Source organism: Flavobacterium fluviale (assembly GCF_003312915.1).
In the GTDB taxonomy this organism is placed as follows: Bacteria; Bacteroidota; Bacteroidia; order Flavobacteriales; family Flavobacteriaceae; genus Flavobacterium; species Flavobacterium fluviale.
Map to the genome: position 1 here is coordinate 3,036,923 of NZ_CP030261.1, position 24,406 is coordinate 3,061,328.

Annotated in this window: 26 protein-coding genes and 1 pseudogene; 14 read left to right on the top strand and 13 right to left on the bottom strand. The window is 32.7% G+C overall.

All coding sequences use genetic code 11. The features are described from left to right. Nucleotides 1–42: 42 nt before the first annotated feature. Nucleotides 43–2,418, top strand: coding sequence for a TonB-dependent receptor plug domain-containing protein (locus tag HYN86_RS13380; protein ID WP_230406366.1), 2,376 nt, complete (start codon nt 43–45; stop codon nt 2,416–2,418). A gap of 24 nt (nt 2,419–2,442) precedes the next feature. Next, complete coding sequence (locus HYN86_RS13385) at nt 2,443–3,708, top strand: hypothetical protein (RefSeq protein WP_113678483.1); 1,266 nt, start codon at nt 2,443–2,445, stop codon at nt 3,706–3,708. A 345-nt stretch (nt 3,709–4,053) separates the two neighbouring features. Here HYN86_RS13385 and HYN86_RS13390 read toward each other — a convergent pair whose 3' ends face one another. Together HYN86_RS13390 and HYN86_RS13395 are read right to left on the bottom strand one after the other, a co-directional pair. Then, nucleotides 4,054–4,488, bottom strand: coding sequence for a DoxX family protein (locus HYN86_RS13390; RefSeq protein ID WP_113678484.1), 435 nt, complete (start codon nt 4,486–4,488; stop codon nt 4,054–4,056). A gap of 156 nt (nt 4,489–4,644) precedes the next feature. Beyond that, nucleotides 4,645–5,199, bottom strand: coding sequence for a GNAT family N-acetyltransferase (locus HYN86_RS13395; protein ID WP_113679943.1), 555 nt, complete (start codon nt 5,197–5,199; stop codon nt 4,645–4,647). A gap of 239 nt (nt 5,200–5,438) precedes the next feature. Here HYN86_RS13395 and HYN86_RS13400 point away from each other — a divergent pair, with 239 nt between their 5' ends. The 6 genes from HYN86_RS13400 to HYN86_RS13425 all read left to right on the top strand — a co-directional run bounded on the left by HYN86_RS13400 (nt 5,439) and on the right by HYN86_RS13425 (nt 11,128). Beyond that, the gene (locus tag HYN86_RS13400; protein WP_113678485.1) at nt 5,439–6,452 is read left to right on the top strand and encodes a zinc-binding alcohol dehydrogenase family protein; all 1,014 of its coding nucleotides are present in this window, start codon (nt 5,439–5,441) and stop codon (nt 6,450–6,452) included. A gap of 138 nt (nt 6,453–6,590) precedes the next feature. Next, entirely contained in the window at nt 6,591–6,977 is a 387-nt protein-coding gene (locus HYN86_RS13405) for a DoxX family protein (protein WP_113678486.1), read from the top strand. A gap of 369 nt (nt 6,978–7,346) precedes the next feature. Continuing rightward, nucleotides 7,347–8,084, top strand: a complete 738-nt coding sequence (locus HYN86_RS13410; RefSeq protein WP_113678487.1) for a CPBP family glutamic-type intramembrane protease — start codon at nt 7,347–7,349, stop codon at nt 8,082–8,084. 35 nt (nt 8,085–8,119) lie between these two features. Further along, nucleotides 8,120–9,286 (top strand): sensor histidine kinase, encoded by a 1,167-nt coding sequence (locus HYN86_RS13415; RefSeq protein WP_113678488.1) that lies wholly within the window; start codon nt 8,120–8,122, stop codon nt 9,284–9,286. After that, on the top strand, nt 9,286–9,993 hold the full coding sequence (locus HYN86_RS13420; protein ID WP_113678489.1) for a LytR/AlgR family response regulator transcription factor: 708 nt from the start codon (nt 9,286–9,288) through the stop codon (nt 9,991–9,993). The genes HYN86_RS13415 and HYN86_RS13420 overlap by 1 nt, the downstream gene beginning before the upstream one ends. Before the next feature lie 721 nt (nt 9,994–10,714). Then, nucleotides 10,715–11,128 (top strand): 3-hydroxyacyl-ACP dehydratase FabZ family protein, encoded by a 414-nt coding sequence (locus HYN86_RS13425; protein ID WP_113679944.1) that lies wholly within the window; start codon nt 10,715–10,717, stop codon nt 11,126–11,128. Between the two features lie 196 nt (nt 11,129–11,324). Here HYN86_RS13425 and HYN86_RS13430 read toward each other — a convergent pair whose 3' ends face one another. Together HYN86_RS13430 and HYN86_RS13435 are read right to left on the bottom strand one after the other, a co-directional pair. Continuing rightward, the gene (locus HYN86_RS13430; protein ID WP_113678490.1) at nt 11,325–12,551 is read right to left on the bottom strand and encodes an FAD-dependent oxidoreductase; all 1,227 of its coding nucleotides are present in this window, start codon (nt 12,549–12,551) and stop codon (nt 11,325–11,327) included. A gap of 31 nt (nt 12,552–12,582) precedes the next feature. Beyond that, nucleotides 12,583–13,341: a helix-turn-helix domain-containing protein gene (locus HYN86_RS13435; protein ID WP_113678491.1), complete on the bottom strand. Its 759-nt coding sequence runs from the start codon at nt 13,339–13,341 to the stop codon at nt 12,583–12,585. A 338-nt stretch (nt 13,342–13,679) separates the two neighbouring features. Between HYN86_RS13435 and HYN86_RS21070 the strand changes: the two genes are divergently transcribed. Beyond that, a complete protein-coding gene (locus HYN86_RS21070) occupies nt 13,680–14,228 on the top strand; it encodes a hypothetical protein (protein WP_205334600.1) in 549 nt (182 codons plus the stop codon). Between the two features lie 185 nt (nt 14,229–14,413). Here the strand turns inward: HYN86_RS21070 and HYN86_RS13445 are convergent. The 3 genes and pseudogenes from HYN86_RS13445 to HYN86_RS13455 form a co-directional block, all read right to left on the bottom strand. Beyond that, a pseudogene (locus tag HYN86_RS13445) lies at nt 14,414–14,875 on the bottom strand (transposase); the annotation flags it as partial. Between the two features lie 120 nt (nt 14,876–14,995). Beyond that, nucleotides 14,996–15,373: a hypothetical protein gene (locus HYN86_RS13450; protein WP_113678493.1), complete on the bottom strand. Its 378-nt coding sequence runs from the start codon at nt 15,371–15,373 to the stop codon at nt 14,996–14,998. Nucleotides 15,374–15,645: 272 nt separating this feature from the next. After that, on the bottom strand, nt 15,646–16,278 hold the full coding sequence (locus HYN86_RS13455; protein WP_113678494.1) for an NAD(P)H-dependent oxidoreductase: 633 nt from the start codon (nt 16,276–16,278) through the stop codon (nt 15,646–15,648). Between the two features lie 108 nt (nt 16,279–16,386). Between HYN86_RS13455 and HYN86_RS13460 the strand changes: the two genes are divergently transcribed. After that, nucleotides 16,387–16,743 (top strand): winged helix-turn-helix transcriptional regulator, encoded by a 357-nt coding sequence (locus HYN86_RS13460; RefSeq protein WP_205334601.1) that lies wholly within the window; start codon nt 16,387–16,389, stop codon nt 16,741–16,743. A 2-nt stretch (nt 16,744–16,745) separates the two neighbouring features. Here HYN86_RS13460 and HYN86_RS13465 read toward each other — a convergent pair whose 3' ends face one another. From HYN86_RS13465 to HYN86_RS13475, 3 genes are all read right to left on the bottom strand, one after another. Continuing rightward, a complete protein-coding gene (locus HYN86_RS13465) occupies nt 16,746–17,219 on the bottom strand; it encodes a MarR family winged helix-turn-helix transcriptional regulator (RefSeq protein ID WP_113678495.1) in 474 nt (157 codons plus the stop codon). Beyond that, nucleotides 17,219–17,707 (bottom strand): GNAT family N-acetyltransferase, encoded by a 489-nt coding sequence (locus HYN86_RS13470; protein ID WP_113678496.1) that lies wholly within the window; start codon nt 17,705–17,707, stop codon nt 17,219–17,221. The genes HYN86_RS13465 and HYN86_RS13470 overlap by 1 nt, the downstream gene beginning before the upstream one ends. Before the next feature lie 125 nt (nt 17,708–17,832). Next, a complete protein-coding gene (locus tag HYN86_RS13475) occupies nt 17,833–18,426 on the bottom strand; it encodes a hypothetical protein (RefSeq protein ID WP_113678497.1) in 594 nt (197 codons plus the stop codon). A gap of 226 nt (nt 18,427–18,652) precedes the next feature. On the opposite strand from HYN86_RS13475, the gene HYN86_RS13480 reads away from it, so the two are divergent. Further along, nucleotides 18,653–19,723 (top strand): NAD(P)H-dependent flavin oxidoreductase, encoded by a 1,071-nt coding sequence (locus HYN86_RS13480; RefSeq protein WP_113679946.1) that lies wholly within the window; start codon nt 18,653–18,655, stop codon nt 19,721–19,723. Nucleotides 19,724–19,815: 92 nt separating this feature from the next. Beyond that, the gene (locus tag HYN86_RS13485) at nt 19,816–20,724 is read left to right on the top strand and encodes a DUF4440 domain-containing protein (protein ID WP_113678498.1); all 909 of its coding nucleotides are present in this window, start codon (nt 19,816–19,818) and stop codon (nt 20,722–20,724) included. Between the two features lie 44 nt (nt 20,725–20,768). On the opposite strand, the gene HYN86_RS13490 is transcribed toward HYN86_RS13485, so the two are convergent. The 3 genes from HYN86_RS13490 to HYN86_RS13500 form a co-directional block, all read right to left on the bottom strand. After that, the gene (locus tag HYN86_RS13490; RefSeq protein ID WP_113678499.1) at nt 20,769–21,188 is read right to left on the bottom strand and encodes an arsenate reductase ArsC; all 420 of its coding nucleotides are present in this window, start codon (nt 21,186–21,188) and stop codon (nt 20,769–20,771) included. A gap of 130 nt (nt 21,189–21,318) precedes the next feature. Continuing rightward, the gene (locus HYN86_RS13495; RefSeq protein WP_113678500.1) at nt 21,319–21,789 is read right to left on the bottom strand and encodes a DUF6428 family protein; all 471 of its coding nucleotides are present in this window, start codon (nt 21,787–21,789) and stop codon (nt 21,319–21,321) included. Nucleotides 21,790–21,847: 58 nt separating this feature from the next. Beyond that, nucleotides 21,848–22,174, bottom strand: a complete 327-nt coding sequence (locus HYN86_RS13500; protein ID WP_113678501.1) for an ArsR/SmtB family transcription factor — start codon at nt 22,172–22,174, stop codon at nt 21,848–21,850. Between the two features lie 133 nt (nt 22,175–22,307). Here HYN86_RS13500 and HYN86_RS13505 point away from each other — a divergent pair, with 133 nt between their 5' ends. Together HYN86_RS13505 and HYN86_RS13510 are read left to right on the top strand one after the other, a co-directional pair. Then, nucleotides 22,308–23,609 (top strand): alginate export family protein, encoded by a 1,302-nt coding sequence (locus tag HYN86_RS13505; RefSeq protein WP_162789375.1) that lies wholly within the window; start codon nt 22,308–22,310, stop codon nt 23,607–23,609. A 153-nt stretch (nt 23,610–23,762) separates the two neighbouring features. Further along, nucleotides 23,763–24,401, top strand: a complete 639-nt coding sequence (locus HYN86_RS13510) for an NAD(P)H-binding protein (RefSeq protein WP_113678503.1) — start codon at nt 23,763–23,765, stop codon at nt 24,399–24,401. The last annotated feature ends 5 nt before the right edge of the window (nt 24,402–24,406 follow it).

The following is a 24,406-nucleotide window of genomic DNA, read 5'->3' on the forward strand; positions in this document are numbered from 1 at the left end:
CACTTGCAAATATAATTTATAATCAGTTTAAATAAAAACAGCTTGGCAATTAAATTAAACCTTATGTTTATGTTCTTGGTTGGTCTTTTCTCAGCAAATGCCTGTCCGGTCTATATTCATATTGAAGATCACTTAGGTAATCCTTTATCTGGAATAACCGTTTTGGTTGATAACAAACCAGTGGGAATCAGTAATAAAGCGGGTGTTTTAGAACTTTCGCTGGCAGACGGCACTTATAATATTGAAGTAAAAAACAATCAAAGTAAATCAGCGCAGACTATTTCTGTTGTATGCGGTGAAACAAATCACTTCAAATTTACTTTAAATGCTTCCGACAGCAATTTGGCAAATTTAAATGAAGTTTTAGTACAAAACAAAAGCGTAAAAAAACAAATTGAAGAATCTCCTTTTTCAGTTCAGGTTATCGATTTTAAAAAACAATACGAAAAAGCGGGCGATGTAGGCGATTATTTAAACAGAGCTTCGGGAGTAAAATTAAGAACTGATGGAAATATAGGGTCTCAAGTACAGATTAATTTGGGTGGCCTTCAAGGGAAAGCGGTTCGTATTTTTAAGGACGGGATCCCTATAGAATTATTTGGCCACGGTTTCAGCCTTGGAACAATTCCAGTAAATATGCTGGATCGAGTTGAAATTTACAAAGGTGTAATGCCGGTTTATCTGGCTTCTGATGCATTGGGCGGAGGTGTGAATCTGGTTACAAGAACTTCCAATAAAAACTTTGCCGAAGTATCTTATGAAATTGCTTCTTTCAATACACATAGAGCCACAGCTAATTTTTATCTGCAGAATAAAAATAATTTCTACGGAGGTTTTAACGGCTCTTTTAATTATTCCGATAATGATTATAAAGTAAATGTTCCAATTCAAAATGCAACTAATGAGGAGTTTAGAGATGTTAAACGTTTTCATGACATGACTAGATCCAATTACGGGGAAGCTTTTGTTGGATTAAAAGATAAATCTTGGGCAGATGATCTCCGCTTGACATTGATTTATTCTGATTTCTATAAACAAATTCAGAATGATGCTGGAATGGTGAGTGTTTACGGACAGGCGTTTTCCAAAGAACAGAATTATACGGGTATGATTAATTACCGTAAAAAGTTTTTTGATGATAAACTAAAAGTTTCTTTTTTAACCAATTACAGCCATTTTAATACCAAATTTATTGATACAACTACAGTTCGTTACAATTGGTTAGGAGAAATTATTGCCGAAAACATGCAGCCTGGCGAAATTAGATCAGGAAATAACCAGAGGATGAAGTACAATTTTGTTTCATCAAGATTGAATATGGAATACCAGCTTTCTGATCGTAACTTTTTAGAATTTAGTGAATTGTATTATTCGCAGAGAAGAAAAGGAAGTGATCCTCTTGGAGCAGTTTCCATAATTGACGGCATTGATGTGTTGACCGTTCCTGCAACTTACAGAAAAGACAATATGGCTTTGGCATGGCGTTCTCTATGGCTCGAAAGTAAATTGGAAAGTATTGTAGCAGCAAAGTATTATCATTATAATACAGAAGGTTACACTACAGATAATTATGGTTTTGCATGGACATCCTCAAAGGACGACAGCCAGTTTGGTTATCTGGGAGGTTTGAAGTGGGAAAATAACAATTATCTACTTAAACTTTCTTATGAATATGCTACACGTCTTCCTGACGAATTTGAAATTTTTGGAGATGCCAGACTGGTAAAAGAAAATTTAGATCTTGATCCTGAAAAAAGCCACAACTTAAATTTAAACGGACAGTACACTATTGCTAAAGAAAAGAGCAGTTTAACCTTTTCGGGAAATTTGTTCTACAGAAAGGTAAAGGACATTATTTTCCTGCAGCTCGATATTCCGTTTAACAGATACATCAATTATGAGAATTCTGAAATAAAGGGTTTTGAGTTTGAAACCAATTATACGCACAGAAAATGGCTGAATACAGGATTTAATATTACATATCAGGATATTCGCAGAAAAGAATCAGAATCTCGAAATAAATACCTCGATGATTCAAGAGCGCCTAATATTCCGTTTTTGTTTGGAAATTTTTGGGCAAGTACATATTTCGGAAATGTGTTTGAAAAAGGAGACAGCTTAAATTTTACATGGAATGCCAATTACACACACCGATTCTTTTTGGTTGCTATTCCAAAAAATCAGGAACCTCCCTTATTTGGATCTGTAAAAGATTTTCAGACTTCACTAATTATTCCGCAAGACGGAAGATTAGGACAGTTTTCTAATGATCTCGGTGTTTATTATCATTTAGCAGATCAAAAAACAACCGTTTCTGTAGAGTGCAGGAATATTGGAGATGTAAAACTGTATGATAATTTTAATGTGCAGAGGCCGGGACGATCGTTCCATCTTAAACTAGTTTATAATTTTTTTTAATAAAACCAATAAATCAGATCAACTATGAAAAGAAGCAATTCACTTCGTTCAGTACTGGCAGGAATCGCCGCTAGTATGCTTTTATTTGCTTGCAGCAGCAACGATGATAATAACAATACCGATAACGGTAGTACAGACGATACTTTACCAAAAAACGAAACTTGGATTATATACAATGGCGCTGCTAACTGGAGTGGTGGGATTTACGCATTAAAAGATAACAAATCAAGAGAAATTAATCTTTCTGGATTACCGTTTTTACAAGTAACATCTTCTTTAGGAGGAAGATCATTAGATAAAACTCTTTTTAAAGTAAATGATGTTTCTAATGCAAAACAAGGAATTAATAAAATGGGTCTTGATGCTTCTGGTAAGGTTGTAGATCAAGGGTTTTTACCATCTCTTTCAAATGCTTACGAAACTAACTTTTTAGTTGCAGGTCCAACAGAAGGTTACTACTGGGATAAAGTAAGAGGAGGCTTAAAATTACAGACATTCAATCCTTCTACAATGGAAAGAACAGGAGAAATTGATTTTTCTTCACTTTCAGAAGGACAGCCATTAGAATCTATAGGACAGTTAATTATTGCAAAAAGAGATAATAAATTATACTTAGATTTATTATTAGGAAACAAAGCCGCAGGAAACTGGCAGGTAACTCCAGTAGTTAAAGAGGTTGCTATCGCGGTATATGATTTAACTACAAACAAAATCGAAAATGTAACTAAAATGGGTAATACAACAAATTTAGGTGTATTTATTGACCACGTTTTATGGAGCTTAGATGAAGTTACAGGAGATTTATATTTTGCGTCTGTAGGAGATATGAAAACGCAGCCAAGTGACTATTCTTCAAAAATTCTTAGAATTAAAAAAGGAGAAATTAATTTTGATTCGACGTTTGCAATTGATATGAAAGCATATCAGTTCCCTGCAGAATTTAATAGACTTTTTGCTCACAACGGTAAAATCTACACTACAATTCCATCTAGAGCAGTTTCTTACTACGGTGGCGGACAGCATGGAGTTAGATACAGAGACGATGTTTGGTTTTGGAATGAAATTGATGCCGTTACTAAAAAAGCGACTCGCTTAAATATGCCGCCAGATAATTTTTACACAACTCAAAATCCATTTTTCCACAACGGAGAAATCTATTTCTTATCTAACAGCACTACAGATGGTTTCTCTGGAGTGAATCAATATAACCCAGTTACAAAGGTGGTTAAAGAAACTTTCAGATTGAAAGAAAGCGGAAGAATCCAAGGATTTAATATTATCAAAGACTAATTTGAGTTTTCCCTTCGATATTTAGCCCTAAATACTATTTTTTTTTACGGAAGCATTTTTTTTAAAATTGCTTCCGTTTTTTTATAATCACAGGTAGCAAATCACCTTAAGGAATTCAAGAATTAAGAATTAAAAATTAAGAATTAAAAATTAAGAATTAAAAATTAAGAATCAACAATCAACAATTAACCACCAACAATTAACCACCAACAATTAACCATTAACCATTAACAATCAACCATTAACCATTAACCATTAACCATTAACCATTAACCATTAACCATTAACCATTAACCATTAACCATTAGCAATCAACCATCAACCATAAACCATCAACAATCAACTCTAAATTCTATTATCAACTGCGTAAGATGTTTTACCAATATTAGCCAGCAGTAAAGCGGCAGCAGCGCTTGTCCAGACCGAATAATCGAAAGGAGCTTTAACCGAAACCGAAACAGCCATAGCAAAACCGAAGAAAAATAATAAAAAGGCAGTTCCTAAAGCTGCGATTCGGGTTTTAAAACCAAAAATCAATAAGAGACTTAATATAACTTCAAGGAAAGTGGCAGCAATGCCTAAAATTTCTGCTGTTGCTTTGTTCGCATACGGATTTAAGGTCTGGGTGTAAATAACGAAGTTGTCCCAATTTCCCCAAGCTACTGCGTTGGAGCCAGGTGCTCCCCAGATTCCAAATCGATCAGCTACGGCTGAAAGCATTGTTATTGCTAAAACTATTCTTAAAATTAAACCTGCTTCTAATAGGGTTATGTTTTTCATTCTGTTACTAATTTATTTCAATATCAATTCAACGAATTTCTTTTTTAAAGGTTAAAGAAAAATCGCCTGGTTATTTTTTAATAACGGTATAATCATCGTCAAATTGTTTAAAATAATCGTTAAAGTGCATAAAAAAAGGATAGAGGTTACTCTATCCTAACTTATTTGAAGATGCTCAAGTTTCTTTCCAACTAAAGTTTTTTGTCCCACAACCTTAAAACCAAGTTTTAAATAAAGGCTCTTCGCCTGCGGATTATCTTCATCAACCAATAAACCTAATATTTCTTTATTAGTGTCAACATATTCTTCTATTAGAAATTGAAGTATTTTAGAACCAATTCCTTTTCCCTGATGCTTCGGATTAACACCCAACGCATCAATATAGAATTCTCCTGCCTGAGTTTCAAGCTCTGGATCAAATTCAGGATTATGATGTTTCCTTACGAATTCAATTATCGGATTTCGTAATGTTTCTATGTCTGCTCCTTTATAAACATCTGCCACGCCAATAATTTCGTTATTTTCTGTCGCGACATAACAATTTTGATAAGAATATTGATTTTCCTCTTTCTCAATAAAGTACTGCAGAAAATCTTTCGCAGCAGCGTAATCATTTTTTTTTATAAATTTATAAATGATATCTTCCATTGCTAATAATAATATAGGAGCAATGTAATGTGCATCTGATTTTTCGGCTTTTCTGATATTCATTGTAGTATTATTTAAAACAAATTTACTTATAAATATTTCGTCACGCATCATCAAAAAGATCTCAGCAGATTAGGATAGGTTTTATTTAAAATAAAACTCCAAAATCTCTGTGAAAGAAAAATAGGTAGATTAAATTAAATTGCTGAAATTATACCGTTTTACGCTTAAAATATACCATTTATACATTTTTTACTCCTCTTATCTTTGTACTATAATTTTAATTAAAAATTAGAAAAAACATGAAAGCAATAGGATTTAAAACCTCATTACCCATAGAGAACCAAGAAAGTTTTATCGAATTTGAAACTTCAAAACCAATACCGGGCGAACGCGATTTGCTGGTAAAAATTGATGCGATTTCAGTAAATCCAGTTGATTTTAAAATTCGCCAAAGCGGTGCAAAAGACACAGTTTTAGAAACACCAAAAATAATTGGCTGGGATGCGGCAGGAATTGTACAGGCAGTTGGAGAAAAAGTAACTTTGTTTGAAGTCGGAGATCTAGTGTATTATGCTGGAGATATTACCAAACCGGGAAGCAATGCCGAATATCAGATTATTGATGAAAGAATTGTGGGAAGAAAACCAACTTCGTTAAATAGTCAGGAAGCTGCAACTATTCCGTTAACCGCCTTGACAGCGTGGGAAATATTGTTTGACAGAATTAGAATCAGTGCTGAAAAAGACAAAGGAAAATCCATTTTGATTATTGGCGGCGCAGGCGGAGTAGGTTCGATTGCAATTCAGTTAGCAAAGAAAATAGCTGGTTTAACTGTTATTGCAACAGCATCGCGTCCTGAAACAATTGATTGGTGTAAAAAACAAGGAGCAGATTATGTTGTAGATCATAAAGATTTAGTATCCTCTGTCCGCGAAGCTGGTTTTGAAAATGTAGATTTTATTTTAGATTTTGTAGATACCAATGGTTACTGGGATATAATGGTTGAACTGATTAAACCTCAAGGACATATCGCTTCGATTACAGGAAGCAGCGATCCTGTTGTTTTAAACAAATTGAAAAGTAAAAGCGCCTCTTTTTCTTGGGAATTTATGTATACACGCTCCATGTATCAAACAGAAGATATGATTGAGCAGCATCATATTCTAAACAAAATAGCTGATTTATTAGATGAAGGCGTGCTGAAAACAACTCTAAATGTAACCTTAAAAGGATTTACAGCAGAAAATCTAAAAAAGGCTCACGAACTTTTAGAATCGGGTAAAATGATAGGAAAAATTGCCATCAAGTTTTAAAAATAACGACTGTGAACATTTAGAATATTTATCTAGAATTATTTTAAATAACAACTTTGAAACCTAACAAAATTTTGTATTTTAGTCGCTCTTACAAGTGAAAACGTAAGTAACTTAAAACCCAAAACTAAAATTATTATGATTTCAAAAAACACAGACTTAGGATTATTACTATTGCGTATAAGCGTTGGCGGACTAATGCTTTTTCATGGCGTTGCCAAACTTATTCATGGTATTTCGTTCTTAGTTGAAAACATGGGAGCATTTGGATACGCTGTTTACATTGGTGAAGTTTTAGCTCCAATAGCTATTTTAATAGGCTTCAGAACCAGAATTGCGGCTGTTTTACTAGCTATAACTTGTGTTGTAGCAATTGCAACGGCTCATGCCCAAGATATTTTCTCAATCAGCGAACACGGAGGTTATGCCAACGAATTATTGATGCTGTATCTTTTAGGTTCTGTTGCATTGTTTTTTACTGGCGCTGGTAAATACGCAGTTTCTAAAACAAATAATTGGGACTAAACTCAAGCAAAATATATAATTGAAAAGCTCTAAACTAAAGTTTGGGGCTTTTTTTTATTAAAAAAATTAAAAATTAAAAATTAAAAATTAAAAAATTATGATCAAGAAGCAAGAATCGTAATCACCATCAACCATCAACCATCGACCATCGACCATCAACCATTAACCATTAACTATCAACCATCAACCATCAACCATCAACCATTAACCATTAACCATTAACCATTAACCATTAACCATCAACAATTAACTCTTATCGGCTAAAATTATGTTTTCACGGAGAAATGCAGCAGTTCTACCGATCTCACTTTTAATTTATATACTCCAGATATACTTTTGATCAAAATTAAAACCTAAAAAATCAAAATTATGTCACCATTATCACCGTTTCTCTGGATCTTATTAATTTCTCCTTTTGTTGTTATTGCACATTTCAAAACAGAAAAAACAAACTTTAAATACTTAGCGCTTTTTGTTGTTTATTTTATTAGCGATATGTTGCTGCAGCATTACGGAAAAGAGCTGTTGCCATTAGATTTTCTGGGATTAAAATTCAATTGGTCAGGAAAAATATTGAGTTTAGTTTTATCCCTAATTATACTATTTTTAGTTTCAAAAGAAGAAAGAACCCAAATCGGATTTACTGCTCAAACCAATCCAAAAAGCGCTTTAAAATTTGGTTTATTAGTATTTATTGGTTTTACCTTATTTGATATTGTTTTTAAAATGATATTGTTTCCAAAAGGAGGAGCATTCGATTTAGAAACCTTTATTTTTCAAGCCTCAATGCCGGGTTTGACAGAAGAAATTGCTCTTAGAGGAATCTCACTATGGCTTTTAAATAAGGCTTTTGCTCCAAAATGGAATTACCGCGGTGTAGAATTGGGCTGGTCATTTGTGATCATTACTATCTTATTTGGAGTGTCGCACGGTGCAATTTTAGATCAGGATTTTCACTTAAAGTTTGACATCATTACGATTGTATATCTTACTTTAATATCATCATTTAGCTTAGGTGTTTTAAGGGTTTTCTCAGGAAATTTAATCTTCTCCATTCTCGGTCACAACACAATTAATTTAATCAATGCAGTCATTAGAATTTTATAAAAAGTTATATTTGAAACTGCTTTACAATTATATAAATGCCAAATACCACTTCTAATTCAGGATATTTTTTAGACAAAGTTGCTTCTGTAAATTTCGATCAGTTTTTTACTAAAAGAAATAGAGTTTTAATGCACATTTTCATGTGGTTAGGATTTTCTGTTTTGTTGTTTTTGAGTTATGTAATTGGATATCATTTGGTTTATTTTGATGCAGTTTTGCTCACTATCCGTATGGCAGCAGTTAATATCATTGTCTTTTATATGTTATTTTATCTGCTGCTTCCTAAGATTTTTTCAGGAAACAAAACCAGAATTGTAATTCTTTTGTTGATGCTTTTCCCAATTTCGATTTTTGTCTGGATGGCGTCTACATACTTTTTCTCTTTGTTTTACTACGCTCTAGGCCTTGAAATTACTTTTGGAGAACTAAAAGGAGTAATAAAAATGAGTGCCGACCAGACTTTTTTAGAGGCAGTTTCCTTAAAAAGAATGCTTTCGCAGACGATAATTATTATCTCACTTCTTTCGCCTTTTTGTTTTGCTAAGATTTTGGTCGAAATTACAAGACTTTACAATAATAAATTTCAAATACAGAAAGAAAAAACGGCTTTGGAAATTCAGAATATTCAAATTGAAAAAGACTTTTTGAAAGCACAGCTTAACCCGCATTTTTTGTTTAATACCTTGAATAATTTGTACGGACTTACAGTGAGAAAAGACGATCTGGCTCCAGAATTAATTCTCAATCTGTCTGATATTATGAGTTATACCTTGTATGAATCGAATACAGAAATTGTCCGTCTGGAAAAGGAATTAGATTTTATAAAGAATTACATCGCCTTAGAAAAAATGCGCTATGCCGATGATGCCAAAATTGAAATTACAATTGAAGGAGAAAGACAAACCGCAGGTCTTTTTATAGCACCGCTGCTGACTTTTACTTTCATAGAAAATGCATTTAAATACGGATTAAAAAACGCTGGAAATGCATTTGTAAAACTGGATATTAAAATAGAAAACAATACTTTTTGGTTTTCTTTAGAAAATGACTTTGATCCAAATCGAACTAACGAATTTGGAGGAATAGGAGTGGAGAATGCTCTTAAACGCCTAGAATTAGTTTATCCAAACCAGTATAAATTAGAAATTAAAAACCAAGATTCCACTTTTAAAGTCGATCTAAAAATAGTTTTAAGAAAGTAATGGAAAAGCTAAAATGCATTGTCATAGATGACGAGCCTATTGCAAGAGACATAATAGAATCTTTTATCAGCGAAATTCCATATTTGGAATTAAAAGCTTCGTTTGGAGAATCTGCAAAAGCTTTGATGTATCTGCAGGAAAATACGATTGATATTATTTTTAGTGATATCGAAATGCCCAAAATTACTGGTTTAGAATTAGTAGATTCACTTACAAATCCGCCCGTAATTATATTTATAACCGCACATCGCAATTTTGCTTTGGACGGATTTGAAACTGGTGCAGCAGATTACTTGGTTAAACCCGTTCGTTTTGATCGATTTTTAAAAGCTGTAAATCGCGCAAAAGAATACATTTCGTTAAAGAAAACAGCATCTGTGCATCAAATAAATTCCGATCGCATTTTTATTAAATCGGAAGGAAAATTGATTAAAATTCTCCTCAATGAAATTCTGTATGTAGAAGCGCAGGGCGACTATTTAAAATTTGTTATTAATGGCGCTTCGTACACTTCTCTAGGGACTCTAAAAGCATTGGAAGAAGTTTTGAAACTTCCAATGTTCTTTCGCGTACAGCGTTCTTTTATTTTAAATCTCGAAGCGGTTAGAAGTCTTAATGGAAATATAGTAGAGTTAATCGATGGTAAAACAATTTCGACTGCAGTAAATAAAAAGGACGAACTATATCAATTATTGGGAATTAAATGATACTTAATTTAAAAGAACAAACTAGATTTAATTTAGTACCAGCTCAATAAAAAGCTTAGTTGAGTATGATAATTCAATACTTTATGTAAGTTGTTTAAATTATTGATTTTTAAATTATTGAAATTTATTTTTATTAGATTAAAGCTTTTTTAATGAAGGTGTAAAGTGATCTAAAACGCATAACCTTCACTATTTAAAATGTGTTTGGAATGCCTGACAAAATGCGCAAAAAAGATCTTTTAGTTGTTTTAAGCTGTTTTTGACGGAGTTTTAGTTTTTTTGAATAGTTTTTTGATGAAGTTAGGACTAAATAATCATTTAGAATTCTCGAATTCCTTATCCATACACCTGAATGTTTTTTACTGCTTTTTTAGCTAGAAATTAAAAATAAAATTTGTAGTAAAAAACTGCATTTTTTAACTGATTTGCATTATAGGTTTTATCTATTGTTTGTTTTTAATGTTTTATTTATTAAGTATTTATACGCATTTAATTAATTAAAAAGTTTAGTACCATATTTGAATGAACTTTAGAGTATTCTTTACCTCTTTTTACGAAAATATTCGTCATCTTAGATCTGATTTATAATAAAATTTGATGTAGATATTGATGTTTTTTTTTAAGTTTAGTCGACGATTTTGATTTCCATCTAACAGAGATATAATTTAAAAAATTGGCTAATTCGGTTCAGATTCGTAAATTGTTGAAAATTACAAGAATCATGAATAAAAAAATTGAAGATTTAATTCCGCACAGAGCCCCATTTTTATTTGTTGACGAAATTATATCTTACACCACCGATACAATTATCGGTTTAAATACTTTTACACAGGAAGACAGCTGGCTTCAAGGAAGTTCTCCAGATTTTAATTATGTTCCAGGAACAATTTTGATAGAAGCAATGGCGCAATGCGGCGGTGCTGGTGTAAAACTTTTAGGTATTGCAGACGGCGTTTTCGGTTTAGTAAGCATGGATAAAATTGAATTTTTTGCAGGTGTTGAATTTGATAAACTGGTTAAATTTGTAGTTAAGAATATCCGCTTAAGCGAAAAAATCATAAAACAGTCTGGAGAAGCTTTTTCAGATGATAAGTTAATTTTGAAAGGAGAATGGATGTGTGTTAAACTTCAATAATTAATTGGATAATTAAAAGTCTTGCCAAATTTATAGTAAAGTTCCCAATCTCCTTTGCTCAAAGTACCACTAAGAATTGCTCTTAATTTTATTTTTTTTTTTGTCTTTTTGTAAACTAAATCAGTTATTTTTTGGTCCAAATCAAAAGTCATAAAACGTGCAAAAGAGAGTGCGAATAGAAAATTACAAACTTTCATTAAACTTTAGATTTCGGAGTAATTATAATTGTTTGGTTTGTTCTTTCGAAGATGGAAACTAAATGCTGCAAAGCATTTTTCGAGTGTATTTGTTCTCCATTGTTCAGAGTATCATTCAAAGCTTTAGCGGCACGATCCAGCATTCGTTTTTCAAAATTTAAAATTGCAGTTTTAATTTCTGTAACATGATCATTAGTTAAAAAATCTGCCAGTTCAACGGCGTCAAGCATCGCTAGATTTGCCCCTTTACCAGCAAAAGGAGGCATACGATGTGCAGCATCTCCAATCATTGTTAAGCTGGCTTGAGTCTCCCAGGTTTGATTTACAGGGAAGTAATATTGCGGACGCGGTATAAAATACAGTTCATTGCTCTTAAAAAGTTCATGCCATTTCGGACTCCATTCTTTATAAACTTCTTTAAACCATTCAAAAATCTTTTGATTGTCTTTAAAATTTAAATCGCTTTCCGTAATCCAATTTTCGGGTAATTTGCTGCTTAATAAAAACATAAGCGAGCCATCTCCTTTAGTTCCGTACATTATTGTTTGTTCATTGCCAAGAGCCAGAACTTTTCCGCCTTTAGAAAATTCAAAGAGGTTTGAGGCGTTTCCTTTTCCATTATAAATAGTTCCTTCAATCATTGTAATTCCAGAATAAATAGGTTTTTCTGAAGAAAGATAAGGGCGGATTTTAGAGTTTGCACCATCTGCGGCGATTACTAAATCGGCGTAAATGGTTTTTCCGTTTTTGAAATGCATTCTCCAGCCTTCGTTTTCTTTTTCCATTGCAATAAATTGACTGTCCCAGCTGATTGTTTCTGGCTGAAGTGAGTTCAATAATATGCTGCGAAGAACCGAACGATCTATTTCTGGCCGCGGTTTTGAAATGTCCTGCAGTGAATTTTTCTCATCTGACATTAATGCGGAAGCAGTTTCTTTAATCTGATGTTCATCAAAATGAAGATTGAAATCTTTATCTAGAATTCGAGCTTTACTAGCGTTTGGACGAATGTTGGCGTAAAATTCATTCAATAAATCAGCTCGTTTCATTGCTTCTAAACCCGAATCTTCATGTAGATCTAGTGGTGAGCCTTGTACTCGAACTTCTGCATTAAGATCTCTTTCGTAAACGTTTATATTGATGTTTTTCATTTGTAAAAGTCGGGCAAGAATTAAACCGCCCATTCCGCCGCCAACAATGGCGACTTTTTTATTTTGTAACAGCATAGTTTGATTTTTAAAAATCTATGCAGCAAAATTATTTTGAAGAAAGAGCCGATAATAGTATAAATCGGTCATTTTTGTTTTGAAAGAGCTCTTTAGGAAGTGAACCTGAAATTTTTTTGATCTCTTTAATAAAATGTGTTTGGTCCGAAAAGTTTTCTTCTGGAAAGAGTTTTCCTTTTGCGATATGTTCCAAGGAAGCACGGAAACGAAGAATAGAACAGAATTCTTTCAATGAAATTCCGAAATACGAATTAAAATAACGGTTAATCTGACGGCTGCTCCAGCCGGATTTTTCAGACATTTCTCTTACCGTCATAGAGCCATTTGTTTGATAGGCAAGTTTGAAGAGTTTTTGTTTTCGAGTTTCTAGTTCTTTCAGCAAAAGTGATTCAATTTTTAGTGAAGCTTTTTTGCAAAACAATTCAAAATCTTCTAAATCCCTTTTGTTAAAATCCCAAAAATCCAGCTCTAAATTTTTAGCGCTATTTACAATTCCTGCTATAGATTCCTGCAAAACATATTCAACTGCAGGAAGTTTAAAACTGATCACAAACGTAAGACTGTTGGCAGGAATTCTGCCTTTTTCATATTGTTTGGTTCCTAATCCAAGAAGCGTAATTCTAAAAGGTTCTTCAGAAGATTGAAATAAAGACAAATCAATACGGCCGTCCGGCAGACCAATTGTTTCTAGAGTTTCATTAGATGTATTACGAATACACCAAAAGCTATCCACAAAATCCGAAATATTTTGTTTAGGCTGACTTGATATGTATTCTAAATTGTCGTGCATTTATAAAAAGAAGAATTATGAAGAAGCTTTTTAGTATTGAAAGGCGAAATTATACAAATTGTTTTTTATTTCTCTAAAATTAAACACGCTTTTAATAGCTTATAAAAGCTTGTTTGCCTTCCAAGATTGTTATATGAAAAACTTAACATTGGGTAAGATGTTGATTTTTAAATGATTGTATTGAGTTTTTGTTGTGTATGAAAAACTTAACATTGGCGAATGTCTTTTTCAGTCTATCTTTGGTTATTATTTTTTAATGTTAATTTAACAGTTTGATAACATTGAAAAATAGTATAATTCAAAATTAATTAAATTAAAATTTAAAAATTAAGATAATAATGACGAAAAATGTACTTACGAATGAACTTGATCAAGAGGTAGATGCTAATCCAGTTATCTCTAATGATGAAAACGAGCAAAATTCAAACCTAAATTTAGAAGATAATTCAGCTGAAGTAGCAGCTGATTCAGAGCCAAGACCTAAAACTAAAAGATCTTCTAAAAAAGCTCAACAACCTGCGGGAGTAATTGAAGAGGAGAAAATCGAAGAAGAGGCAGCAGAAAACGCTGTGTCAGAAACTGATGAAGATTCTGTTGAAGAAAGTGAAGATAAATCTAAAACCAAAAAGAAGAATAAAAAGATGAAAGAAAAAGAGAAAAAACAATTAGCTGAGAAAAAAGAAAAACTGAAAAAGAAAAAAGCAGCAACTGCTAAAAGAAAAGAAAAAGCGAAAGACAAAAAGAAAGAAAAAGCTAAAAAAGCAAAACTTAAAGCAAAAGCTAAAAAGAAAGATAAAGCGAAAAAAGCAAAAGATAAAGCAAAAGCAAAAAAGATAGCTAAGAAAAAAGCCAAAAGATCTAAAGCAAAAAAGAATAAGAAAAAATAAGGAGTTAATGGTTAATTGTTAATGGTTGATTGTTAATTGTTAATGGTTGATGGTTGATGGTTGATAGTTGATTGTTTATGGTTGATTGTTAATGATGAAATTGACATTGACATTGAAATTGACATTGACATTGACATTTGACATTATAATCTACATCTGCATTTAAAAACAAAAAGCGCCTAATCTGAGGCGCTTTTTGTTTTTTTCTTCTCTATAGTCATTTTGTCTATTTTTTGGAGGAATTCTGGATCGAATTCAGAGTAGGCTCTTAGTCGGTACTTTTCGTCTCTGATTTTCATTACCAGACGAATTTTCTGCACCATCAGCCATATGGGTTCGTATCTTTTGTGTCCTAACAAATATTGAATTTTAAGAATAGAAATTTTCCGGTGTGTCAGCGTCATTAATTCAATGCAGATCATCCAGTATCTGATCGGTAAATTGGAATTTTCCATCACCGTTCCAGAGCGAAGACTAATGCGGTTGCCGCACTTTCGGCATTGAAATTTAAGATCATTTCTTCTAAAAGAATGAACGTCATGACTGCATTTTCTGCACGTCAGTCCGTTTTCTAGACGCTTATTTTTAAGCTCCTCGATACAAGTAGCTTCATCTGGGTATTTTTCAAAATAGGCGCGGAGCTCCATATTGTCAGCTTCTTTTTTTTTGTCTAAATATATTAACTTTTATACAAGTTCGAAGCTCTGAGGTAAAAAAAAAGGAACATTCAGAGTGAATATTCCTTTCGGGGCAAAAAATTACAGGTACTACAGTTTTGTCGCGATCTCTTTCTTGTACTTATTTAAAATAGATTTCGTCATTCCTAAATTGGCTTTAGTAGAATCTACTGCTAGATAAATAAAATACTGCTGATTGTCAGATACGTCGATAATGTGCATTTGAGAACTTAGCGTAATCATAATGTTATCAACAACCTGGCCTTGTAGATTTAAAGCCTTAATTGCATTCATTTTTGCTTTAACCACTTCTAGATTATAAGCCGATGCTAATTCTGGATCAAAATCTGCAACAACAGATTGAGAATAATATGACATACCACTTGCGATTTCAGCTACCGAAACTGCGATAAAACCTGGGACGTTTTTTTTTAGGTCTTCACCAAATTGGGTTAAAAAATCTGACATAATGTAGAATTTTAATGTGTTGTAATTAAGATTGAATTGTTTTGGATTGCACAAAATTAATTATAACATATTATTTAATTATCCGCTTTTTGTACCTATTTTTTGTTTGATATGTAAAATAATAATGCTTCGGCAGAAGAGGTTTTTAAGGATTTCTAGAATTGAATTTTATTTCGTCTAGAAATGAAATACTTAAAATAAAAAATTGCTTCTAAAAAAGCATTATCTGCAATTTCAGAAGCAATTTTAACAAAAAGAAAAAAATATTCTTTTTATTTGATTTCTGTGATAAATTCGTCTTTAGGTGTTCTTACTTTTTTCAAGTTTACCAGCCAGTCGTTAGATTCATCTCTGTAGCCAAGAGGTAAAACTAAAACGCTTTTAAGACCTTGTTCGCTTAAACCTAAAAGTTTGTCTACTTCGGCAGGAATAAAACCTTCCATTGGCGTTGCATCTACTTGTTGTTCTGCAGCAGCTGCAATCGCTACACCAAAAGAAATATAAGCTTGTTTCGCAGCATGGTTTGCATGCCATTCTTGTCCAAGAGGTTCGTACATTCCCCAAAGTCTTGCTTTGTATTCATCCATTGCGTCTGCAGGAATTCCTCTTTCTGCAATAGTTTTGTCAAATACAACAGTTATTTTTTCTAAGCTGTAACCATCCCAAGCTGCCCAGATTAATACGTGAGAAGCATCGGTAATTTGGCTTTGGTCAAAACTAACGGCTCTAAGTTTTTCTTTTAACTCTTGATTTGTAACTACAAAAACCTTGTAAGGTTGTAATCCAGATGAAGAAGGAGCTAATTGTGCTGCTTCAAGAATATAGTCTACTTTTTCTTGCGGAACCGCTTGTCCGTTCATTTTTTTAGTAGCATAACGCCACTTTAGTGCATCTATTAAGGCCATTTTTTTTCAGTTGATTAAAATTTCATTCAAATGTAAAAACTTTAAGTGTATTTTTGTCATCTGATTACCAAAAGTAACTGTAACATCGAGGTAACTTACTAACAAATTATGATAAAAGAGCCAGAACACGATAGAAAAGCATGCAATAAAAATATTATGGCGGTTCACGATGCCATGGATATTTTGAATGGAAGATGGAAAATTTCTATAATAGCTTCATTATGTTTTAGCACCTTAAGATTTACCGATTTATTACGGGAAGTCGAAGGAATTTCGGGAAAAATGCTGAGCAGGGAATTAAAAAATCTGGAAGAAAACCAATTGGTGACCCGAACGGTATTAAAAACCCAGCCCATAACTGTCGAATATGAACTCACAGAATACGGTCATACTTTAAAAGAAGTAATAGATTCGCTGGCAAAATGGGGTTTCAAACACAGAAAAAAGATTACAGGTAAAGAATAATATCAGCTTTTGAGTTCAGATATTCTTTGAAAAAATCCTTGATTGGCTAATTTTTGTTCGGCTTCTTCGATGGCTTTCAAAAGATTGTTTTGGTTATCTGCAATTTCATTTAAAGTCTTTTTCATAATACTCCATACCGGCTGCATTTTTAAAACCAATTCTTTTCCTTTTGCAGTAAGAAAGATTAATCTTTTTCGTTCGTCCAATTTATCTTTTTTGGAACTGATTATTTTTTGCTTTTCTAATTCCTTAAGCAGACTTATTGTTGACGGATGGCTGTAACCAATTTCAGTGGCAATTTCTACAACGCTGAGCATTTCTTTTACATGAAGCGTATAAATAACAGGAAACCATTTAGGTTCAAAATCAATATCGAAAGATTTATAAACCAAGGCTCCGTCTTTACGTAATTGTTCGCTTAAACGCTGTAGTCGTGTTGATAGGGCCAATATGCCAATTTCGTCAATTATATTCATTACTTCGAGTTTAGCTGCAAATGGCAGAATACATTATCAGGTTTCATTAACGGAAAATCAACTGGCAGTTTTTCTTTTGAAATCGTAACAAAATTGTTCTTTTCGTAAAAGCGCAAAGCTGCCTGCAAGATAGAAACAGTTCCTAAATATAAGTTTTTAATCCCATTTTCTTCGCTGTACGCAATTAATTGCTCTAATAAATGCTGTGCAATTGCAAATTCTTTTCCTCTGAATTCTTTTTTGACAAACATTTTTCTAATCGCACCCGCTTCGGAATTGAATTTTACCAAAGCAATAGTTCCAACCAATTTTCCATCGATAAAAGCACCTAAAAAAGTTCCTCCAGGTTTAAAGTAAAAATTCTCAATCTCTAATAAATCCGGCTGATCTTCTATTGTAATGGGAACGTTGAATTCTTTTTGCTGAATGTTTAAAATCAAATCAACGATTTCTTTTTCGTATTCATTTTGTATTGGCTGAATGTGCATTGTACTTCAAAATTTAATATAGGTACAAAACTACGTAGTTAACTACATATATACAAATAAAAAACTGCTGAAGTCAGCAGTTTTAAGTGTTTTTTATGATTTTGAATTGTATTCGAATGAAGATTTTATTCTTTAACTAAAACAATTACAGCTTTATAACCTGTTCCAACATTCCATTCGCTGGCAGAAATAACTGCGCCTTTGTCGTCTATAACTTTAAATTCGGCAGTATTTGGAGATGCAAATCCTTCATTTAAAGCTTCAATATCAATTTTGTTGATTCCTTTAACCAAATTTATTTTTACGCTTTTAAACTCGCCATCTAAAGAAACTTCAGGCTCAATAACTTTATCGTTTAAATATACTTTTACTTTATCGCCATCTACAAAAGCAGCATCTCTGTACATAACTGTAGAAGTAACCGCATTGGTGTTGAAGTTTCCTAAAAACTGATTTCTTCTATAAAAAATCCCTTCAACATTAGATTCTTGTTTGTAAAGGTTGGTGTCTTTGAATAATTCGTCTGGATTAACCTGTAGTGGTGCAGGTTTTTCTACAACTGCCGGCGGATTTTCTTTTGGAGAAACTTCTTTAGGCGGAATAACTTCTTTTACGGCAGGATCTTTTGCCGGAATCGATTTGAATTTATTGTTTAATTCCTGAGCATAAATCTGCGTTGAAAAAGCAGTAATAGCAGTTATCAAAAATATTTTTTTCATACTTGTAAATATTAATCTCGGGGTATAATTGTTAAAAAATGACCGATATAGGTCTTTCTATATAAACATTTTATGATACGAATTATTGTATTATCAGGAATTAATTGTCGAAAATTTAACTTCCATATCAATGAGGATTTACTGTTTTATCTCTGAATCTGACTTATCTTTATGTGCTTAAATGAGAACCTTTTTAAGATTCGCTTTCATACAAAAATCAAATATTATGGAATGGAAAAATAATTTAACCAACTTATTTAGAATTGATTATCCAATTATACAAGCGCCGATGCTGGGTGTTACAACTCCAGAAATGACTGCCGAAGCTTCTAATGCGGGAGCTTTGGGATCGCTGGCGCTTGGAGATCTTCCGGCAGAGAAATGTATCGAATTGATAAAAGCCACAAAAAAATTAACGAACAAGCCTTTCGCAGTAAATATTTTTCTAAATAAAATTGATGCTGTTACGCCAAAACTCCAGACTGATTACGATAAGACAAAAGCATTTTTAAAAAACTTCACTCAAAAATCTGGAATTGAAGCTGACTTTCCGCTTTTAAGCGAAATTAAATTAACTGATTATCATGATCAAATTGAAGTGATTCTGAAAGAAAACTGCCGTATTGTAAGTTTCACTTTTGGCAATTTAGATACAGCAAGCATTTCTAAATTAAAAGAAAATAATGTGCTTTTAATAGGAACTTGTACATCTGTTGAGGAGGCTGTTGTATTAGAAGACAGCGGTATTGATATTATTTGTGTACAGGGAATTGAAGCTGGCGGACATCGGGGAAGTTTTCTAGAAGAAACGATTCCGCAGATAGGAGGGTTGTCGCTGTTGTCTCAAGTAACAGAAACTGTAAAAACGCCCATTATTTATGCGGGCGGCATTTACAATGCGAAAACCTTAATGGCGGCACAATTGCTCGGTGCAAATGGTTTTCAAATAGGAAGTTTGTTTTTAGGTTCTGCCGAAAGTGCTTTACAGGATTTTGAAAAACAACGGCTTAGAAATTTAAAAGAAAATGAAATTGTATTAACTAAAAGTTTTTCGGGCCGATATGCACGAGGAATTAGAAATGCTTTTATGGAAGAAGTTGAGAATACAGAATTCGTTCTGCCGTATCCTTACCAAAATAAATTGACCGCCGAATTGAGAAAGGCTTCTAAACTTGCAAAGAATCCAGATTTTGTGAGTATTTGGGCGGGTCAGTCGATTACTGATTATCCCGAAATTTCAACAGGAATTCTTATCAAGAATTTAATCCAAGAAACAGAAAAGTTTAATGCAAAATAGAAGTAAGCTAGTCGCGTTCTATATTTTTGATTTATTTTAAAACATTGAATATTAATGTTTTATATTTGTTTGTCAATTAAAAAGAACTGGATATGATCAAATTTAGTTTTACCTTTTTTCTTTTTGCATTGGGAGTTATTGCACAAGAAAACAAAATAGATCCGAATATTCGCAAGCAGATAGAAGATTACAATTCTTATTTTGCGACAGCTTTTAATGATGGAAACAATAATGCTTTATTAAAAGCTTACACGGAACAAACAATTTTTATGCCAGAGCACAGCAGGCAGAGAATAGGAAAAAAAAGTATTGCTGATTTTTATAAACAATGGCTGGATCAGGCAAAAATTACTTCGTATCAAAGGACTATTCTTGAATTACAAGATTTTGGCAACTACTTTTTAGAAATTGGAAATTTTACAGAAAATCTGAAGAAGCGAAACATAGAACCATACACGTATTCAGGAAAATATATGGTTTTGTGGAAAAAAGTTTCCAACAATAAACCAATGACAATTGCTGCAGAAATATGGGGTTCAAATAGTTATTTAGAGGACAAGTTTATTCCCGAAATAGATGATGTAGTAGTTCCTCCCACAAAAGAGTTCGTTACCTCAGATAAATTAGATTTAGAAGTGATAGAAAGAAACAATTCCATAAAAAGATTAGTACAAAACAGGTTAGGAGGAGAGCATGCCAAAATGTTTCTGCCTGATGCCATGTACTTAACCTATTACACTCCTATTTTATCTGGCGAAAAAGAAATTACGGCTTATTTTACAGAGCACGAAAAACCAGGAACTTTAAGTATCGATAAAATTTCGATTCAAACTTCTGGAATTATCAAAACTCAAAAAGCAATTGTAGAATTTGGCTACTACAGTGTCGATTGGAGCGATGGAGATAAGAGCGGTAATGTAAAAGGAAAAAGTATAAACGTTTGGAAAAAAAATAGTAACGGAGATTTAATGCTTTTTCGCCAAATGGTGAATCATGATTAAAATTAAAACCATTCCCGTTAAAGAATGGTTTTATTAAATAAGTTTTAGACTAAATTTTCGGCAGCAAAATTTCTGCAATACTCTTTTATTAACTGTCTTACGTTTCTAAACTCTTCTTCGACTTCGGTATCCGTGCCAGCTGCTTTGGCAGGATCGGGGAAATTATAATGAAATTTTTGCGCTTTTGTTGGAAAAAATGGGCAGCGTTCTTTTGCGTTATCACAAACCGTTATCACAAAATCAAAATCAATATTGGTATATTCATTTATATTATTTGAAGTGTGGTTTGAAATATCAATTCCATCTTCGTTCATTATAAAAACTGCCTTCGGGTTTACTCCGTGTGTCTCTACGCCGGCGCTGTAAACTACGGCTTTATTTTCTGCAAAATGTCTCATGTAGCCCTCTGCAATCTGGCTCCTGCAACTATTTCCTGTACAAAGTATTAGTATTTTCTTTTCCATGTTTAAACGAATAACCAAATGATATTGATGATACAAAATTTGGGTTCAAAGCCAAAAATAATTTGCAGCACAACAACGGAAGTGGTAATAATAATAGGTTTTTTATATTTAATAATTAGTGCTTTCATTATTAGCAGCATCCAGAATTTGGTGTACAGCAAGAACTGTTATCTACTGATTCCCTTAGAGTTAGTTTTTGCTTTTCAGCTGGGATGCCACAAGCGTCCTGCGCTAAACAAGCTGTTGTTTTATTTTTAAGGACAAAGTTTTTTCCATTAAAATCTAAATCATATTTGCCAATAGTTTCGCTTTGATATTCTACTTCAATTTCAAGGTCTTGAATACCAAGTTTATCTTCAGAAAGAGTTATAATATGCAACAATTTATTTGGTTTTAGACGATGTTCAAAATCATTTGCATTCCAAAGTTGGAAGTTTACCACTTCTTCGTTTCTAATAACTCCGCCGCAGTCTATGAAGTTCTTTTTGATTATTCCCACTTCTGTTACGTGGAAATGTTCAGGAACGAAAGTCCCATTCTCTAATTGAAATTCAACATTTTCTAATGTTGGTAAAATTTGTTTTACTTCTGATAATTTCATGATATCTTATTTTATTGGTTTAATGCAATATTGCGATATACTTTGTCAAAAAAAATGCCTAGCAGCATTTAGATTTTGAAAGATTTTGAGTAATGTTTAAAAAATAAGTATTTAAGATTTCAATTGCTTTTTCATCAATACAGTAACAAATAGAATTTCCTGAAATATTTCCTTTAATAATGCCTGCATTTTTAAGTTCTTTCAAGTGCTGTGAAACTGTTGGCTGTGCAAGCGGTAATTCATTCACTATATCGCCGCAAATACATTCATTCACTTTTAATAAATACTCTATAATGGCAATTCTAGCAGGATGTCCAAGCGCTTTAGCAATTGTAGCAATCTGATTTTGTGCATCTGTAAAATGTTCTGTTTTAGTTGCTCCCATTTTTATGTAATTGTATATTGCAATATTACGATAATAATCATTTACAATATAATTTTTAAAGTTAAATTTCTACGAGTGAAATCATATACAATAATTACATTTGTAGATCAATTCTATAGTATAATTTCAAATAGTGCCAAAAAATACCTTTGCATCTTTTTTCATTTTCTGTTTTTTTACCACGATTGGTAATCACGTCAGCGCGCAGGAAATTGATACTATAGCCAAGCAGTTTGTAGTGAATATAGAACTTCGTCCGAGAGCAGAATACACTTCCAATTACATACTGCCGCCCAACGATTCTATCGATCCTTATTTTTATATTACACAGCGAAATAGGATTTCAATGCAGTATTCCCAAGAAAAATGGTTTTTAAAATCTGACATTCAGGAAATTCATCTCTGGGATAATGAAAATTCTAATTCTAAAGTCGGAAGTGTTAATTTTTATCAATTGTTTTTAGAAACTAAATTTAGAAATATAAATTTTCGTTTAGGAAGGCAGAGTATTTTATTGGATAATGGCAGATTATTTTCTGATGCTCCGTGGGCACAGCAGGGAAGATCGCATGAAGGAATTAGAATCATGAAATATTCCAAGTATTTTATGAACGATTTTTTCTTTTTGTTTACACGAAATTACAATACTAGTTTTGAGGCTGCTTATTCGCCTGTGGCATCCAATAAGTACAAGTACATGATGGTGTATAATTTTAGTTATAGCCCACATCAAAACTTATCTTTCAATTCGAGCAGTACGGTTGATTTTTTAGAAAAAACAAATGCAGAAACTTTGTACGCCCGAGCAACAACAGGAGGAAGAATTGAATATAAAAAGAATCATTGGTACTATACTTTAAACAGCTACCTGCAATTTGGACAAAATCAGAAAGGGCAGCATGTGCTTGCCTGCTATTTTCAGCCGGAGGTTAAGCTGTCACTGCAAAAATCAACTTGGCGTTTAGGTGCAGAAATTATTAGCGGCAGCAGTTCTAAATTAAGCATTGATAACACTTCAGATTTTGACGTTTTGTATGGTGTTACTTGGAAATTTAATGGAAATATGAATGTTTTTACCCGTTTTCCAGCGGATGTCGGGGGAAAAGGTTTGGTAAATCCTTATCTATTTGCTTCTTTTCCTTTAAACACAAAGTTATCGCTTCGTAACGATTTCCATCTTTTTTATACTCAATACCCATTAGTCGATAGTTCGAATCAGGATATGTCGAGATTTCTAGGATTTGAAAATGATTTTTCAGTAAAATATATTCCCTTAAAAGAGCTGGAAATCAACGCTGCATTCTCCTTTTATAAATCAACAGATTCAATGAAAAACCTCCCAAAAGTGCAGGATGAAAACAAATTATCCTTTTGGAGTTACTTGATGGTTTCTTACTCTTTTAATGCTGTTAATTGGAGAAAGTCAAGAAAATAAAAGCATAACATAAAATGATTTTCAAAGACTTGAAATATTCTTAAAATTCAAATCAGTAAATTAAACTCCTCTTTTATAACCTCTTTACTAACTTAGTAAAGGTGTTTTTTCGATTAAAAAGATGATTATATTTACTTATAAAACAATTTAAATATGAAAGCACTGGTAATTGGAGCAACAGGAGCAACAGGAAAAGAACTCGTAGATAAGCTTTTAGAAGATAATGAGTATACTTTGGTTTCAGTTTTTGTGAGACGTTCCTTTGGGAAATCACATCCAAAACTTAGGGAACATGTAGTTGATTTTTCAGATGTTAATTCATTTCAGGATTTGATTACGGGAGATGTGCTGTTTTCCTGTCTAGGAACTACCTTAAAAGATGCAGGTTCAAAAGACAATCAGTGGAAAATTGATTACGATATTCCTGCGGCATTTGCGGCGGCGGCTCAAAAAAACGGAGTCGGGACTTTTGTATTGGTTTCTTCTTATGGAGCTTCTGCGAAAAGCAGTGTTTTTTATTCTAAAATGAAAGGAAAACTGGAAGATTTTATAAAAGAGCTTCATTTTCCTCACTATATAATTTTCAGGCCTGGACCATTAATTCGCCCACATACAGACCGCATAGGAGAAAAAGTTTCCATTAAAGTGATTAAATTTTTTAATAGTATCGGTCTTTTTAAAAATATGACACCAATTTCTACTGCATTTTTAGCAGAAAAACTGGCTAAAGCTCCCAAAGTAATTTCGTCTCAAACAACTACGCTTGAGCTTAAACAAATACTTAAGCTTTAAATAAA